Origin of the sequence: Robbsia sp. KACC 23696, assembly GCF_039852015.1 — a bacterium.
In the GTDB taxonomy this organism is placed as follows: Bacteria; Pseudomonadota; Gammaproteobacteria; order Burkholderiales; family Burkholderiaceae; genus Robbsia.
In genome coordinates this window covers 726920-744155 of record NZ_CP156626.1, presented here as the reverse complement: position 1 = coordinate 744155, position 17236 = coordinate 726920, and the positions used below count along the sequence as shown (strand labels likewise).

At 62.5% G+C, this 17236-nt stretch carries 14 protein-coding genes; 10 read left to right on the top strand and 4 right to left on the bottom strand.

What is annotated here, in order from left to right; all coding sequences use genetic code 11:
* Positions 1-47: 47 nt before the first annotated feature.
* The gene (gene tssB / locus ABEG21_RS03005; RefSeq protein ID WP_347555804.1) at positions 48-581 is read right to left on the bottom strand and encodes a type VI secretion system contractile sheath small subunit; all 534 of its coding nucleotides are present in this window, start codon (positions 579-581) and stop codon (positions 48-50) included.
* A 66-nt stretch (positions 582-647) separates the two neighbouring features.
* A complete protein-coding gene (locus ABEG21_RS03000) occupies positions 648-1301 on the bottom strand; it encodes a tetratricopeptide repeat protein (protein WP_347555803.1) in 654 nt (217 codons plus the stop codon).
* 633 nt (positions 1302-1934) lie between these two features.
* Here ABEG21_RS03000 and tssJ point away from each other — a divergent pair.
* From tssJ to acpA, 8 genes are all read left to right on the top strand, one after another.
* Complete coding sequence (gene tssJ / locus ABEG21_RS02995) at positions 1935-2537, top strand: type VI secretion system lipoprotein TssJ (RefSeq protein ID WP_347556594.1); 603 nt, start codon at positions 1935-1937, stop codon at positions 2535-2537.
* Between the two features lie 177 nt (positions 2538-2714).
* A complete protein-coding gene (gene tssK, locus ABEG21_RS02990) occupies positions 2715-4061 on the top strand; it encodes a type VI secretion system baseplate subunit TssK (protein WP_347555802.1) in 1347 nt (448 codons plus the stop codon).
* Positions 4058-4837, top strand: a complete 780-nt coding sequence (locus tag ABEG21_RS02985; protein ID WP_347555801.1) for a DotU family type IV/VI secretion system protein — start codon at positions 4058-4060, stop codon at positions 4835-4837. Before tssK ends, ABEG21_RS02985 begins: the two co-directional genes overlap by 4 nt.
* A 309-nt stretch (positions 4838-5146) precedes the next feature.
* The gene (rbsK, locus tag ABEG21_RS02980; protein WP_347555800.1) at positions 5147-6118 is read left to right on the top strand and encodes a ribokinase; all 972 of its coding nucleotides are present in this window, start codon (positions 5147-5149) and stop codon (positions 6116-6118) included.
* 249 nt (positions 6119-6367) lie between these two features.
* Positions 6368-7657, top strand: coding sequence for an MFS transporter (locus ABEG21_RS02975; protein WP_347556593.1), 1290 nt, complete (start codon positions 6368-6370; stop codon positions 7655-7657).
* A gap of 82 nt (positions 7658-7739) precedes the next feature.
* Complete coding sequence (locus ABEG21_RS02970; RefSeq protein ID WP_347555799.1) at positions 7740-8699, top strand: dihydrodipicolinate synthase family protein; 960 nt, start codon at positions 7740-7742, stop codon at positions 8697-8699.
* Positions 8700-8729: 30 nt separating this feature from the next.
* Positions 8730-9995: a LacI family DNA-binding transcriptional regulator gene (locus ABEG21_RS02965; protein WP_347555798.1), complete on the top strand. Its 1266-nt coding sequence runs from the start codon at positions 8730-8732 to the stop codon at positions 9993-9995.
* Positions 9996-10155: 160 nt separating this feature from the next.
* Entirely contained in the window at positions 10156-11955 is a 1800-nt protein-coding gene (gene acpA / locus ABEG21_RS02960; RefSeq protein ID WP_347555797.1) for an acid phosphatase, read from the top strand.
* An 80-nt stretch (positions 11956-12035) separates the two neighbouring features.
* Here acpA and ABEG21_RS02955 read toward each other — a convergent pair whose 3' ends face one another.
* Complete coding sequence (locus ABEG21_RS02955) at positions 12036-12536, bottom strand: GNAT family N-acetyltransferase (protein ID WP_347555796.1); 501 nt, start codon at positions 12534-12536, stop codon at positions 12036-12038.
* Positions 12537-12707: 171 nt separating this feature from the next.
* On the opposite strand from ABEG21_RS02955, the gene ABEG21_RS02950 reads away from it, so the two are divergent.
* Together ABEG21_RS02950 and treF are read left to right on the top strand one after the other, a co-directional pair.
* Complete coding sequence (locus ABEG21_RS02950) at positions 12708-13613, top strand: LysR substrate-binding domain-containing protein (protein ID WP_347555795.1); 906 nt, start codon at positions 12708-12710, stop codon at positions 13611-13613.
* Positions 13614-13788: 175 nt separating this feature from the next.
* Positions 13789-15465, top strand: coding sequence for an alpha,alpha-trehalase TreF (gene treF / locus ABEG21_RS02945; protein WP_347555794.1), 1677 nt, complete (start codon positions 13789-13791; stop codon positions 15463-15465).
* Between the two features lie 124 nt (positions 15466-15589).
* Here the strand turns inward: treF and zwf are convergent, their stop codons facing one another.
* Positions 15590-17152, bottom strand: coding sequence for a glucose-6-phosphate dehydrogenase (gene zwf / locus ABEG21_RS02940; RefSeq protein ID WP_347555793.1), 1563 nt, complete (start codon positions 17150-17152; stop codon positions 15590-15592).
* Between the last annotated feature and the right edge of the window lie 84 nt (positions 17153-17236).

Sequence of the window (17236 nt, the reverse complement as noted above, 5' to 3'; positions counted from 1 at the left end):
CGCTCTGTTGATCGCTTAGGTTTCGATGGGGTGCGGCGGCGCGGACGTCAGGACGTCTCGTCCTTGGGCTTGCCATGGCCATCCGCCGACGGCTGGCGGCCCAGCGACTGCAACTGCTCCGTGTTGTGCAGCACATCGCTCAACAGGTCTTCCAGCTTGTCGTTGCCGGCCATCTTGTTGCGCAGATCGGCCAGCTTCGAACGCGCCTCGATCAGCTTGCGCAACGGATCGATCTGCTGGACGACGGCGTCGGGCGAGAAATCGTCGATCGACTTGAACGTCAGGTCCACGCCGAACTTGCCGCCGGCATCGCTGAGGCGGTTTTCCACCTGGAACGCCGCACGCGGTTCGATCGCCTTCATGACGTCGTCGAAGTTGTCGCGATCGATATTGACGAACTTGCGATCGCGCAGCTTCGGCTGCTCGACCTCGGACTGTCCGGCCAGATCGGCCACGACACCCATCACGAACGGCAGTTCCTTCACCTCGATCGCGTCGCCGCGCTCGACTTCATACGTCAGTTGCACGCGCGGAGGACGGACTTTCTGCAACCGCTTCTGCACGCTTTCTTTCTTTGCCATCGTCTGTTCTCCTTGTTCTGCGTAGTCTGCCGAACCCGGTGCCCCTCGGCACCGGCGCCGACGCCTTTACTTCAGCGCGCCGAACGGATTCCCGGAACCGCCGCCGGCAGCAGCGCCGCCAGTGCTCCCACCCGCTGCGGCACCGGCCGGTGCCGGCGTCGCGCCGTCGGCCGGCGCAGCCTTATGCACCGGAGCGCGACGGCGGACGATCCGCTTCGGCTTCGGCTTGTCGTCCTTCACTTCATCCGGGAACAGCGTCGCTTCACCCAAGGTGTCCCGCAATTGCTGCGCGAGAATCCGCGCATCGGTCGTCGCATCGCCTACCAGCGCGCTGTCCTTGCGCAGCTCTTCCAGCGACTGCGTCGCGACGCGCAGGCCGCTGACGGCCAGGACGCTGCGCGCCTGGCGGTCGCTGTCATCGCGCTGCAGCGCTTCTTGCGCGGCGACGATTGCCTGACCGTAGTGCGCCTGCGAGAACTGAATCTGCGCGATCCGCGACCACGGCTCTTCACGCGTCGGGTCGTCCTTTGCAAGATCCTGGTATAGCGGGATCGCCTTGTCCGTATCACCGGCCTTCCAGACCGCATCCGCGTCGCTCAGCTTTTTGTTATAGGCATCCGCGCTCAACGGCGTCGGCTTCTGCGTGGAGGCGCAGCCGGCCATCAGGGCACAGACGGTCAAGGCGAATGCGGCTTTTTGGAGGGTGCGTTGGATGGTCATGTTCCGATGAAAGAGAGGTTTGTCTCGTACGACTACTGGGTTGACTTCGTGTCGCCCGCTGGAATACTACCGCCACTCAGCCATCGAAAAGCTTCAGACCAACCAGAGCCGTCTAGCCTCGATTTCTGTCGACAGTTTTAAAGCGCGCTTTGTAAAATAACGGCTGTTATAGTACAGGCCATTCTGATCACTGACAACGGGGGATCGAGAACGGAACCGCCCTCCAAGGACAGGAGAAGACTCGCGCAAGCCTTGAATTTTCGTGTATTTTTAGCTTGAGCGTGGGGGTACATCGGTGATTCTCGGAAAGCTGAAGCCTTCTTTACCGAACGATGAATGTTTGATGTCGGAAAGCCTGAAAGACGTCACAAAGCTTTCACAAATATTCCAATGAAAGGTTTTAGAAAGAAAAAGCGGGGCAGTGCCCACGAATAACTATTCCTGGCTGCCATCAGCAATAATGTCGGGCGCTATGCCACGATACTGAACCGTAGTTGCAATACCATTGAACGTCGGATCACGATACGACGGACGTGTCTTAGGGACGCGATGAAGGCGCAACGAGAAGCGAAACGAATGATGGCGATAGACAAGACGGCGCGCGCGGATACGACACGCCGGTGGGGAAAGGGGATGTCGAGCGCGATAGTGAGCGTGGCGGGCGCCCTGCTGCTTGGCGGCTGTGCGGCCGGTGTCGGCCTGATCGGTACGGCAGGATCCGCGGCATTGCAGGCCGTCGGCATCGGCAAACCCCCGGTTCCGGACTCGCAAAAGCCGCCGCGCCAAATCGCGTTGACATTGGATGCCGGGACGAATCTGAATGCCGGCACGACAAAGCGCGGCCTCGCGCTGATCGTTCGAATCTATGCCTTGAAAGATCCGACCAGCTTCCAGCAGGCGCCTTTCGACACTTTTCTCGATCCGAACAAGGAAAAACAGGTTCTTGGACAGGATCTGATGCAGGTTCGCGAAGTGACCTTGATTCCGGGACAGCGTTACACGTCTACTGAAAAGGTCCCTTACGAAGCGGGTGCGCTTGGGATTGTCGCGCTTTTCCGCCAGCCGGCCAGCCAGCGTTGGCGTTTGGTATTCGATCCGAAGCAGTCCGAGAAATCCGGCGTGCTGGTGGGCATGCATGCCTGCGCGATGACGGTTACCGCTGGTACGCCGATCGTGGCCGCGGACAGTGCGGCGCAACAGTCACTCAATATGCTTTCCATGGTGAATTGCCAATAGCGATGGATTATTCGTCGATAAAGGAAAGTCCAAAGACGGTAAAACGGCAACAACGACCGACCCGAGAATACACCAGGGCGAGGATACGTAAAAATGGCCGCTCCTTTCACCTTGCCGCACTGACGCGGCAAGCCGGGTGCAGCAAATGTGAAACGACGCGGCGAGGCGGGGAAACCAATGAGTTATTCGGACAAGGTTTTATGGGGTGAAGGATTGTTCCTGCGCCCACAGCATTTCCAAAAGCAGGACGCGTATCACGAGGCGCGGTTGTTCGAGGCAACCCAGGCACTGCAGCCCTATAACTGGGGCGTGCGGACCTTGCGCATCGACATGGATGCCTTGGGCAGCAACGTCCTCCGATTGTCGCAACTGTCGTTGATCTTCCCCGACGGCGAACTCTATGCGGCGCCGCAAGCCGATGCGCTGCCGCCCTCGGTCGCGCTGGACACGATGGCCGAAGGTAGCGACGAAGTGGTCTTCTATCTGGCCATTCATCCGACGCGTGACGCAGGACGCAACAGCGCCGACGTGGACGAGCAAGGATTTACCGCGCGCTTTGTCTCGGAAACGCAGATGGCCGCCGATCTCTACACCGATGCGGTGGAAGCCGACATCACGGTCTTGAAAAAGGCGGTGCGACTGATCGCACAACATGAACCGCGTGACCAATTCCTGTCGGTGCCGCTGGTGCGCGTACGGCGCACGGCAACATCGGGCTGGGAACTGGATGAGAGTTTCGTGCCGCCGAGCCTCGCAATCGAAGCGTCGCCACTGCTGCTGAACCGCTTGCGCCGATTGATCGATGCGTTGCAGGCGAAAGTGAATGCCTTGTACGGTTTTCATCGCGAGCCGAGCAAGAACATCATCGAATTCCGTTCCGGCGATATCGCGTCGTTCTGGCTGCTGCATACGGCGAATGCGGCCTTTGCCACGCTGGCGCATCTGCACCAGCATCCGTCCCTGCATCCGGAGCGCCTGTTCCAGGAGTTGCTGCGCGTGACGGGGCAGTTGATGACGTTCTCGAAAAACTACACGCTCGCCGATCTGCCGCCGTACAAACACGACGAGCCGGGTCCGGGCTTCGCGCGATTGGATACGATGTTGCGCGAGCTGCTGGATACCGTGATTTCCGAGCGCTATTTCATCATTCCGCTGGAACAGGTTCGGCCGTCGTTCCACCTCGGTCGCATCGACTCCGGCAAGATCGACGAAAAGACGACGTTCTTCCTGGCGGTCTCGGCCGACATGCCGAACGTCGAACTGGTCGAAGCGGTGCCGGCGCGCTTCAAGCTGGGCGCGCCCGACGATGTCGACAAGCTGGTGCAGTCGGCCATGCCGGGTCTGCGCCTGAGCTATACGCCGCAAGTGCCACCGGCCATCCCGGTACGCCCCGGCGTTTGCTATTTCTCGCTGGATACGCGCGGCATGCTGTTCGAGCGCATGTTGCAGGCGCAGTCGCTGACGATCTACGCGCCGGCCGGCATCAACAATCTCCGTCTCGAATTAATCGCCGTCACATCATGAGCCAAGCCCCTTCGCTGTTCGGTGACCACGCACCGCCCCCGTCGCAATCGACCCCGGCGGCGCCGTCCTATGAGGTCAAGTCCTTGCTGGACTTGTTGTACGACGGTTTTTTCATGCTGTTTCTGCTGAAGCGCGGCCGCGAGCCGGAGAACGTCGCCGCCTTCCTCGATCGGATCCAGCAATTTCTGAACGACTTCGAGCGCGGCGCAAAAAAGATGAATGTCGCGGCCGAGGATATCTTTACGTCGAAGTTCGCGTTCTGCGCGGCCATCGACGAATCCGTGCTCGCCTCGACGTTCTCGATCCGCGACGAGTGGGAGCGGCGCCCGCTGCAGTTGCTGCTGTTCGGCGAGCAGTTGGCAGGCGAGAATTTCTTCCGCTATCTGGAGGAATGCCGGGCCCAGGGCGCCGCACGATTGCAGAGCCTGGAAGTCTTCCATATGTGTCTGCTGCTCGGCTTTCAAGGCAAGTACTTGCTCGAAGGCCCGGAAAAACTGGCCTATCTGACGGCGCGTCTCGGCGACGAGATCGCCAATATGAAAGGCAAGCGCGCCGCCTTCGCGCCGCACTGGGCCCTTCCCGACCAGATCGAGCACACGCTGAAGCGCGAGGCACCGTTGTGGAGCTTTGCCGCCGTCTTCCTGCTGATCGGCATCGTCGCCCTGCTCGGCCTGCAGACCTATCTGCGGAATTCGACATTGCAAGCGCTGGCGCCGTATTCGGACCTGGTCAAGGTGGGCCCGCAACAGGCCAGCCTCACTATCACGCTGCCCTAGCGTTTCACCGGCCGGACCGACACAATCCCGGCGTCGCGCTCGCGGCGCCGCCGGGCGGCACGGCAGGCCAGGCCAGGCCACACAAGGCGCATGATATAAGCCGATAGCGACCGATAAGAGCGAACATGGCCGTCGACGCACCTCGATTCCTGGGGTTTACCCCGTTTCCCCATCAAACACTTGCATTTGCAATCGCTTTCAGATGAAAATGTAAGCGCTAACACTTTCATTGGCGCCATCGCGAGTCCGCAAGTGTAAGCGCTAACATCACGGCATTGCCGCCGTGCCAGCAGATGAAGGAGATTGCGCTTGAGCCCCGTCACCCCCTCCGCTCGGAAGAGCCCGTCGATCGTCGTGGTCGGCAGCGCCAATATGGATCTCGTCGTTCGGGCGCCGCGATTGCCGGTTCCTGGAGAAACCTTGGCCGGCACCGGCTTCGAGACGATTCCCGGCGGTAAAGGCGCCAATCAAGCGGTGGCGGCGGCGCGGCTGGGCGCGACGGTGACGATGGTGGGCTGCGTCGGCGACGATGCATTCGGGACCACGCTGCGCGATGGCCTCAAGGCGGACGGGATCGAGACCGGCACCTTGCGCACCGTCCCCGGCAGCAGCGGCATCGCCGTCATCAGCGTCGCCCAGGATGGCGCCAACAGCATCGTCATCGTCGGCGGCGCGAACGACGCGCTGACGCGCGACGATGTCGACGCCGCGTCTGCCGCGATCGGCGCCGCCGATATGGTGATCTGCCAGTTGGAAACGCCGCTCGCGACCGTCGAATACGCGATCGCCACCGCGGTCCGCCAGAATACCGCCGTACTGCTGAATCCCGCGCCGGCACGGCCCTTGCCGGACGCGCTACTGGCCCAGGTCGATTATCTGGTGGTCAACGAGACGGAAGCCGAACTGATGTCGGGCATTCCGGTGCGCGATGCCGAGGACGCCGAGCGCGCCGCCGCGGCACTGCTGGCGCAAGGCGCCGCCTACGTCATCGTCACGCTCGGCGCAAACGGCGTGTTCTGGCAAGCCTCGTCGACGAAGGCAGCCGATTCGAACGGTGGCCCGTCAAAGGGTCATGTCCCCGCACACAAGGTCACGGCCGTGGATACGACCGCTGCCGGCGATACCTTCGCGGGTGGCTTCGCCGCCGCCCGCGCTGCCGGTCAAGCGATGGCCGACGCGATTGCATTCGGTCAACGCGCCGCCGCGCTCAGCGTAACGCGGCACGGTGCGCAAACGTCGATTCCGACACGCGCGGAAGTACTCGCGGACGCCGCCACCTGATCGGTTGCGGCAGTCGCGCCTATCCGGCACGACGCCTTATTTTTGAGTTGCGCCCGGTCCGGGCGCTACGGCCCGACGCAACGGCGCCTGACAGCAGGTCGCGATCGATCCCGATTTCCGCCTCTGTGATGGCGACGGCAAGCGGGCCAGACGACCGATTACCGATACGGAGACTGTTCCATGCATTCAAAATCGAGCGGGGCCGCGCTGGCCCAAGGCGCGCCTGCCGCAGCAGACACGCCGCAGCCGATGCCATCGAGTGGCGCGTTGCCGGTTCCGGCACGCATCCGCCGCACGCAGGTGATCGCACTGACCTTGCTGATGATCAGCGGCATCATCAACTACCTCGATCGCGGCGTGTTGTCGGTGGCGAACTCGCTGATCCGCGACGACATGCATTTGTCGCTGGCGCAAATGGGCTTTCTGCTGTCGGCGTTCTCGTGGACCTATGCCATCTTCCAATTGCCGGTAGGCTGGCTCGTCGATCGGATCGGCGCGCGTAAGCTGCTGGGCTTCGGCCTGATCGTCTGGTCGCTCGCTCAGGCCGCCGGCGGTATCGTCGGTACCTTCGGCTGGTTTATCGTCGCGCGGATCGTGCTCGGCATCGGCGAGGCGCCGCAATTCCCGTCGGCCGCCCGCGTGGTCAGCGACTGGTTCCCGCTGCGCTCGCGCGGCAAGCCGACCGGCATCTTCAACTCGGCATCGCCGCTCGGCTCCGCGCTGGCGCCGCTGCTGCTGTCGATCCTGCTGACCTCGTTTCACTGGCGCTGGGCCTTCATCATCACCGGCGCGGCCGGGCTGGTAGCGGCGCTGGTCTGGCTCGCGGTCTATCGCAACCCGAACAAGGCGCGGATGACGGCGGAAGAGGTTGCCTATCTGGAGCAGGGTCTTGATGCCCATGCCCCCGCCTCACGCCCGACGATGACGCTGAACGACTGGCTGGGACTGTTCCGCCACGCCACCACCTGGGGCATGTTGATCGGCTATTTCGGCTCCGTCTATCTGAACTGGGTCTACCTGACCTGGCTGCCCGGTTATCTGACGGCAGAGCGGCATATGAGCCTGGCTCGGACCGGTGTCGCGGCATCGGTGCCGTTCTTTTGCGGCTTTTTGGGATCGCTCGCCGCCGGCTGGTTCTCGGATCTGGTGACGAGCAAGACCGCACAGCCGGTGATCGCGCGTCGGAATGCCGTCGTGTTCGCCATGCTCGGCATGGTGTGCTTCACGATCCCGGCCGCCCTGGTGCAAAGCAATACGATCGCGCTGGCCTGCATCTCCGTGGTGATCTTCCTCGCCAACGCCGCCTCGGCCAGTTCATGGGCACTGGCCACCGCCGCCGCACCGCCGAGCCGCATCGCGTCGCTGGGATCGCTGCAGAATTTCGGCGGTTTCCTGGGCGGTGCCTTGGCACCGATCCTGACGGGCATCATCGCCGAGAAATGGTCCTTCGTGCCGGCCTTGCTGACGGCCGCGGCGATCGCCTTCGTCGGTGCGATGAGTTATCTGATTCTGGTGCGCAAGCCGATCGTCGAAGGCTGATCCGCCGCGCGCTTCTTTTTCACGCGCGTCTTCATGCGCGTCTACACGCTTATGTTGCAAGCTTAAAAACAAGGTGCTATCGATGTCCTCCCTCTCCGCTTCCGCCGCGCAAGCCACCGTTGTAAAGGGCATCGTGCCCGTGATGCTGACGCCGTTCCACGATGATGGCACGATCGACTATCCGGGCCTCGACCGCCTTATCGAGTGGTATCTCGCCAATGGCTCCGACGCCTTGTTCGCCGTTTGCCAATCCAGCGAGATGTTGAAGCTCACGCTGGAGGAGCGCGGCGCACTGGGCAAGCACGTCGTCGACAAGGTCGCCGGCCGCGTGCCGGTGGTGGTGTCGGGCCATATCAGCAATGATTTGGACAAGCAGGTGGAGGAATTGCTCGTCGCCGCGAAGACCGGCGCCGACGGCATCGTGCTGGTGACGAACCGTCTCGACCCGGAACAGCAAGGCAGCGACGCGTTCCGATCGAACCTGCAATATCTGCTGGATCGTCTGCCGGCCGATATGCCGCTCGGCCTGTACGAGTGCCCAGCGCCGTATCGTCGCCTGCTGAGCGACGACGAACTGCGCTTCTGCATCGACACCGGCCGCTTCATCATGCTGAAAGACGTGAGCTGCGATCTGGAAGTCGTCAAGCGCCGCGTGAAACTGGCGGAAGGCTCGAAACTGCAGATCCTGAACGCCAACGCGGCCATCGCACGCGATGCGATGCTTGCCGGCTCGGGCGGCTTCAACGGCGTCTTCACGAACTTTCATCCGGATCTGTACAACTGGCTGCGCAATCACGCCGACGAAGATCCTGCACTGGCCGACGAACTGGCGACTTTCCTGGTTCTGTGCGCCGTGTCGGAATCCCTCGGTTATCCGGCGCTCGCGAAGATGTACCATCAGCGTATCGGCACCTTCGCGTCGATCCGCTGCCGCGTGATCGACTATGATGTGCGCGAACGTTTCTGGGCGTTGGATGCGGTTCTCGACAAGATCGTCGATGGCACCGAACACTTCCGCGCCCGGATCGCCAAGCGGGCCTGATCCGCACCCGTTCCCCGCTTCATCCGATCGATGCCCGAATCCGACGTCCCGACGCCCCCCCGCTCCAAGCCCAGCCGCACGGGCGGCACGGCGCGCGCGCGCCGGGGCAACGGTCGCAGCGTGCTGGAAGACGTCGCGCGCCAGGCCGGCGTCTCCACGGCGACCGTCTCACGTGTCTACAACGATCCGGGGAAGGTGTCCGCCGCGGTCAGGACGCGCGTCGAGGAAGCGGCGCGGGCATTGAATTGGATTCCGCACGCCGCCGGACGCGCGCTGGCCTCCACGCGCACGCATATCGCCGGCATCATCATCCCGACGCTGGATGATCAGGTCTTCGCCTCGCAGGTCAGCGGCATGCAGGCCACGTTCGCCGAACATGGCATCACCTTGTTCCTCGGTTGCTCGAACTACGCGCCTGCGCAGGCATTGACGCAAGTGCAGGCGATGCTCGCGCGCGGGGTCGAAGCGCTGGCGCTGGTCGGCGAAGCGCACCCGCCGGAGGTATTCGACGCGTTGCAGCGTTATCGCGTCCCCTACGTGGTCACCTACGCCTATCGGGACGACAGCCCGCACGTGTGCGTTGGCTTCGACAATGCCGCCGCCTATGAACAGATCGTCGAACGGCTGGTGGCATTGGGCCACCGCAGCTTCGGCGCCGTGTTCCAGCCGGCAGCGGACAACGATCGCGTGCAGGCGCGCCAAGCCGGCCTGCATCGCGCGTTGCAACGGCATGGCCTTTTTATCCGCCCGGAGCATCAACGCGAAGGCCCGGCGACACTGGCCTTCGGCCGGGAAAGCCTGCGGGCGATCATGGATCTCGATCGACCGAGGGTGACAGCATCGGAACGCAGCATCGACCCAGCGCAGCCGCCGAAAGCGCTGCGTGCGCCGGAAATCTGCCCGCCAACCGCCATCGTCTGCGGCAACGACATGCTGGCGCTGGGGGTCCTCCGCGAAGCCGCGGCACGCGGCATCGCCGTCCCCACGGCCCTGTCGGTCACCGGCTTCGACGACCTCGCACTGGCCGCCGAGGCGCATCCCCCCTTGACCACGATGCGGGTGGATACGCATCGCATCGGACGGCAGGCAGCCGAGCGCTTGCTGACGATGATGCAGACGGCCGCGACGACAGGCGCCCACGCTGCGACCGGCACCCACGCGAGCAATGCCGTCTCTGTCACCACCGCTGCTGCCGTCACCGCCGCATCGGACCGGCGCGACCTGCAGACAGCGGGAAATCGCTTCGCGCCCGAGTGGCTGGAGCGGGGCTCCACGGCCGCGCCACCACTGCGCTGAAACCGTCCGTCTCCCGCGAGAATAGCGGCGCACCCGGTTGTGACCGGTTTATGACGTCATCAAACTGTCATCTAACGCCCCGATCATAGGCGCAGTGTGGCCCATCGCGCGTCGCAAGCACGCCGCATTCATCGCTCCCCCTCCACGAAGGAATCGTCTCATGTCGAAGTCCGTACCGCCGTCGTCGCCCAAAGAAGATCCGACCGCGTCCTCCGCTTCCGCCGAACCGTCCGCCGCATCGACGCCCGGCAGCGCGGCGGGTACGCCGAAAGAGGGGCGTCGCCGCTTCCTGGGCGGCCTGACCGCCATGGGCCTCGGCGGCGTGCTGGCGAGCGGGGAATCCGCTGCGGCACCGCGCGACGGCACGCATCATGCGGCCCCTTTGCCCGCCCATGCCGTCGACAAGCTGCTACGCGAGCGCGTCAAGCATGTGGTGGTGATCTATGCGGAAAACCGCAGCTTCAATAATCTGTTTGCCGATTTCCCCGGTCTCCAATCGCCGCTGTCGTCGGTCCCGCCCTCGGCATTCCAGCAACTCGACCGCGATGGCGTCACGGTCCTGCCATCGCTGCCGAGCGTGCCCGACGGCTGGGTGCCGAAGGATCAAGACGCGGACGGCGTGACGTACAAGGCCGGCGAGCAATATCAAACGAATCTGCCGAATGCGCCCTTCCCGCTGCGCGGCCCCGGTGGCGAGTCCTTGCCCTTGTCGATCATCACGCATGATCTATGGCATGTGTTCTATCAGAACCAGATGCAGATCAACGGCGGCAAGAACAATATGTTCGTCGCCTGGGCCGATTCGGGTGGCTTCCCGATGGGCTATTACACGAATACCAGCTATAGCCTGCAATTGTGGAATCTGGCGACCGAGTTCGTGCTCTGCGACAACTTCTTCCAAGGCGCCTTCGGCGGCTCCTTCCTGAATCACCAATATCTGATTGCCGCCGCGGCACCGCGCTATCCGAATGCGGCCTCCAGTATCGGCAAGTCCGTGATCGCGACCACTGTCAGCGGCGATCCACACGACCCCAATCTGAAGCCGCTGGCCGATTCACCGGCGAGCGCCATGCAGGGCATCCCGAAATTCGGTCCGAGCGCGTTGACGCCCGAAGAAACGCTGCCCGATGGCACGCGCCTGAGCTATGGCGTGAACACGATGTTGCCGCCGTATATTCCGACGCCGCCGAAGGTCAAACTGGATGCCAATGGCGTGGCGGATATGACGAATCCGGAAAACGCGATGGTCTGTCCGCCGCAGCGGCACGAACATATCGGCGACAAGCTCGACAAGAAAGGCGTGTCGTGGGCCTGGTATTCGGGCGCCTTCCAGCAAGCGATCGATGCGCAGGGCAAGAACATCACCAATGGCACGCCGCCGATCCCTAATTTCCAGTGGCACCATCAACCGCTGAATTATTTCGAGAATCTCGGGCCGACGACCGCGTCGCGGCGCGAGCATCTGCGCGATGGCGGGCTGGGCGACGAGACGTCGACGAACCATTTCCTCGCCGATGCGCAAGCGGGTAAATTGCCGGCCGTCACGTTCTATAAGCCGCAAGGCAATCTCAATCTGCATGCCGGTTACGCGGATGTGTCCTCCGGCGACCGCCATATCGCGCACATCGTCAACGTGCTGCGCAACAGCCCGCAATGGAACGACATGGTGATCCTGATCACCGTCGACGAAAATGGCGGCTGGTGGGATCACGTCGCGCCGCCGAAGGGCGACCGCTGGGGTCCGGGCACGCGGATTCCCGCGCTGCTGGTGTCGCCCATGGCCAAGCGCGGCTTTGTCGATCACACGCAGTACGATACCGGCTCCTTCCTCCGGCTGATCACGCGCACGTTCGGACTCGAGGTGTTGGACGGCCTGAAACAGCGCGACGATGCCTTACGCGCCAACGGCTTCCCCGTCATGGGCGATATGACGAATGCGTTGGATCTGGCAAAACGCTAAGTCGATCGGTAGGCCTCCTGTGTGCCCAGGGTTCACGGGGGGGAGTGCGCCGTTGCTGTGACATGGTCGGTGGATGCGCCTCAGGCCAGCGCCAGCCGATAGAAGCGGCTATCCACGGCCATCCTCGGAAAGCGATCCGGCAACGCGTCCGCGGATATCGGCGAGAAGCCCTGTTTTTCGTAGAAGCGGTGCGCGGCGAGAAACTTGTCGGTGGTGCCCAGCCATATCTCGCGCACCCCCGCTGCACGCGCATCCGTCAGCAGGCGCGCCAGTAGCGCATGCGCGACGCCATGCTCCCGTCCGCGATAGGACGCGGCCACGAACATCTTCCGCAAGGCCGCTTGTCCTGCGCCGATATCTTTCAAGCCAATCGTTCCCACGACCTGCCCCGCTACCTCCGCCACCCAGAAGTTGCCGCAGCCCTGCTGATAGAAATCCGGTATCGCACGCAGGTCGGGCTGGTCGTCGGCGGTGATCGCCACGCCGAACTCTTCGCGCTGGATCGGCAGGATGACATCGACGACCGCTTCTTCGTCGGCGACCGTAAAGGGACGGATGTGCAGCGTGGGCGAAGTCGACATGCGGGTACGGAGCTCCTGAGAAAAAATCGACGCCAATGGGGGCGGTCGTGGCGCGCACACCACCCGCGGCTATACGCTATTTTATGGCTCCTATAACCTCTCGTCATCCTCCGGTTTCACGCACCGCCCGATCACCCTCCCCGCGCCACGCCGCCATAGCCCCGCCCCTCGATGCAGATCAATTTGCGACAAGTCGAAGTATTCCGCGCCATCATGGTGACCGGCTCGGTCAGCGGCGCGGCAAAACTGCTCTGCGTCTCTCAGCCGGGCGTCAGCCGCATGATCGCCCACACGGAAAGGCGCCTGGGATTGAAGCTGTTCGAGCGCATCAAAGGGAGGCTGTATCCCACGCCGGAAGCACGGCGTCTGTTCGCCGAAGTGAAGACGGTGTATCAGGGCATCCAGCGCATCAACGAGGTCGCGAACGATCTGATCGAGAAAACCACCGGCGCCATTCAATTGGTCGTAAGTCCGAGCCTGGGCGAAACCTTGATCCCCATTGCCTTGGCGCGCTTTCGCCGTCGCTACCCGCAAGTCCGCGTGAACCTGGTTACGGAAACCGCCGCGGCACTGGTTCAGTCGCTGCTGACACAGCAGGCCGAGGTGGGCGTCGCCATGTTCTCGCTCGATCATCCCAATATCCTGCAGCGGCCGATCTTCGAGGATCGGCTGGTCGTGGTCCTGCCCGAATCTCATCCGCTCGCGCGCCTGGAACAGATCGAGGTGCAGGCGCTCGATCAAGACAGCCTGATCGGCTATGCGCCCGATACGCCGATGGGCGCGCTGACGCAGCAGTTGTTCGACAGCGCGAACCTCGATGTACGGCCCGCGATCGAAGTCCGGCTGACGCATATCGCCTGCTCTCTGGTGCAGGCGGGATTGGGCATCGCCATCGCCGATGAGATCGCCGTCTTCGGCCAGGTCTGGCCCGGTGTCGTGACGCGACCGTTGACGCCGCGCGTGCCGATGGCCGTCAACCTGATGTATTCGCGTTACGAACCGTTATCTCAAATTGCAAAGGATTTCGTCGACGCGTTGACCTCGATCGACGATCCCGCGCTGACAGCGATCACTTGATCGCTTGAATGACGGGGCTGGGACGCAACGACGTTTCATGCAACTGTCGGCCAACCTTCACTTCGCTTACCAAGGAAATCATCCTTGCGACAAGGACTTACGCTGCGCCCTCCGCGAACGCGATGCATCTCTGCTAGAGTGAATCGAGGTGCTTCACATGGAAGGAGGCAGCACGATGACGCAACATTCAGCAAAGGCGCTCGCCCAAGGCGGCAAAGCGCCTGGTGTCGAACATGTCGCAGCGTCGGACGTCCTGACACCGGCAGACCGGTATCAGGAGATGTTCGTCGCCATCCAGGAGTCCCGCGTTTTCCCCGACAGCAAGACCTTCGTCGATTGCCAGCCATTGCGCGATCCGGAGGCGATCATCGCGCGCTATCGTGCCGATCATGCGCTACCCGGATTCGATCTGCGCGCCTTCGTCGCCGATCATTTCACGACGGAGCAGGTGCACAATAGTCACTACGTCTCGGACCCTTCGCAATCGATCATCGCGCATATCGACTCGTTGTGGGACGTGCTGAGCCGCACGCCTGACTCCCACCCGGCCAATGGATCGCTGTTGCCGGTGCCTTTCGATTATGTGGTGCCAGGCGGCCGCTTCGGCGAGATGTATTACTGGGACTCATACTTCACGATGCTGGGCCTGGCGGAAAGCGGCCGCCTGAATTTGTTGCGCAATATGGCCGATAATTTCGCATTCCTGATCGATACGTACGGCCATATTCCGAACGGGAATCGCAGCTACTATATCAGCCGTTCGCAGCCACCGGTCTTCGCGCTGATGGTGGACCTGTTCGAGCAGCACGGTTTGAAACGCGCCGTTCATTTCCTGCCCCAATTGCTGCGCGAATATGCATTCTGGATGGAGGGTGCCGAGGATACGAAGCGCGGCGACGCCTATCGTCATGTCGTCCGGATGGAAGACGGCGCCCTGTTGAATCGTTATTGGGATGAACGCGACACGCCGCGCGACGAGGGCTTTCTGGAGGACGTCGAAGCCGGCCGCCTGGCCGGCGTGATTCAGCCGGGCATTCAGGGCGCCGATGGCAGCGTGAAACCCGACGCCTACAAGTCCGAGCTGTTCCGGGATTTCCGCGCCGGCGCCGCTTCGGGCTGGGATTACAGCTCGCGTTGGCTGGCCGATCCGACCGATCTCTCCACGATTCGCACGACCGCCATCCTGCCGGTCGATTTGAACAGCTTCCTCTACAAGCTCGAAACGCAGATCTCGCGTTTGAGCGGCGCGAGCGGCGACATGGCAGGCCAGACGCGTTTTCGCGATTTGGCCGAAGCGCGCCGCATCGCCATCGATCGCTATCTGTGGAGCGAGAAGGACGGCGCCTACGTCGATTACGACTGGCGACTCGGTCGACGTCGCGAGGAAGTCACCGCCGCAGCCGCCACGCCGCTCTACGTCGGACTCGCGACGCAGGAGCAGGCCCATCAGGTCGCGCAGGCGATAAGCGGCCGCCTGCTCGCGCCGGGCGGTTTGGTGACCACCGAAATCGACAGCCCGCAGCAATGGGATAAGGCGAACGGCTGGGCGCCGTTGCAATGGATCGCGGTGAAAGGACTGCGTCGCTACAACCAGCGCGGCCTCGCGCAGGACATTGCCCACCGCTGGCTCGACACCGTGGGTGCCATCTATCAGCGCGAAAGCAAGCTGGTGGAAAAATACGCATTGCACGTCAACAACGCGCCGGATGCGGCAGATGCGGTGGCGGGCGGAGGCGGCGGCGAATATCCGTTGCAGGATGGCTTCGGATGGACCAATGGGGTAACGCGCAAGCTGCTGGAAGAACATCCCGCCCATCGTACGCATCATGTCCGCGCTGGAGTGAAGACATAGGGAACTGCAGCGTCTTCCTGCAGCGAGCCACATAGCAAAGGGGCCAGCGCATTTCTGCCTGGCCCCTTTTTTCCATCCGGCGCGCTCGCATCGACATCGTTCCGAAAGCGCGTCGGATCGGCCCTTACTTGACCGGGCGCTTCAACGACGCCCAGCTATGCCCTTCGCGCGCCAGCAAGGCGTCGGACGCCTCGGGACCCTCCGAGCCGGCGGCATACAGTTGCGGTCCGCCCGCATCGGCCGCCCACGCCTTCAACGCGGGATCGACGACCCGCCATGCCGCCTCGATATTATCGGCACGTTGGAACAAGGTGGCATCCCCGCACAGACAGTCGTACAGCAAGGTCTCGTAGCCGACATTCGGCGTCTGGCTGAAGGCATCCTCGTAGCGGAACTTCATCTCGACGCCCGACAAATCCATCTTCTGGCCAGGAACCTTCGCGCTGATATTTAAGGTCAATCCCTGAACCGGTTGGATATTCAGCACGAGATCGTTCGGCGTCAGCGCGTCCACCGGTTCGTCCTTGAACATCGCGTACGGCGCGGGCTTGAAGCGCACCACCACTTCGGTGCGTCGACCCAACATCGATTTACCGGTGCGCATGTAGAAGGGCACGCCGGACCAGCGCCAATTGTCGATTTCCAACTTGAGCGCGACATAGGTTTCGGTATTGCTGTCGGGCGCCACGCCCGGGCTTTCTCGATAAGCGGTGACGGGGCGTCCGTCGACGCTGCCCGAGCTGTACTGTCCCCGCACCGCGTTCTCGGGGGTTACCGGCCGAATCGCTTCGAACAACTGTTCCTTCGCCGTGCGCACCGTTTCCGCGGAAAAGGAATTCGGTGGTTCCATCGCCACCATGGCCAGCAATTGGAACAGATGGTTCGGCACCATGTCGCGCAAGGCGCCGGTGGGCTCGTAGAACGCGCCTCGCCCCTCCACGCCGACCGTTTCCGCCGCGGTGATCTGAATATGATCGATGTATTGCCCGCGCCAGAGCGGCTCGAACATGCCATTGGCAAAGCGCAGTGCGAGAATGTTCTGCACTGTCTCCTTGCCGAGGAAGTGGTCGATGCGATATACCTGATGCTCATCGAGCACGCTCAGGATCTTCGTGTTCAATTCACGCGCGCTGGCCAGATCCGATCCGAAAGGCTTTTCGATGACGACACGGCGGAAGTTGCCGTCCTTCTCCTGCGTCAGGCCGACCTTGCCAAGGTTTTCAACCACCGTTGCAAAGAATCGCGACGCTACGGCAAGGTAGAACACCGCGTTGCCGGTGATCTGCTCCTGCAATTTCTGCAATGCCTGCAGATCGGTGAAATCGGCCTGCAAGTAATGCAGCCGACCCGACAGGTCATCCCATATTTGCGCATCGATCTGCGGCGTATAGAACTCCGCGTTCGGATCCTGCGTGAAGGTTTGCATCGTTTGACCAAGCTCGTCACGCCAAGAGGCGTCGCTGCCCGGAACACGATCCACACCAATGATCTGAAACCCCTTGTCCAGCGCCTTGCTGCCGATCAAGTTATACAACGCGGGCGTCAAGAGCCGCTTCGTCAGATCGCCATGGGCGCCGAAGATGACCAATGTGCAAGGCGGTGCTGGTTCCAATGCCGGCGGAGCGGGTGGGGCGGAAGGACTGCCATCGCGCTGCGGCGACGTTACTTTACCGATCGGATCCATCATGGGCTCTCCTCCTTGGAAAACATGATTGCCAGGACGGTGCTGCAATTCAGAGACACTTTTTCAGCATACTGCAGGCGATCGGTG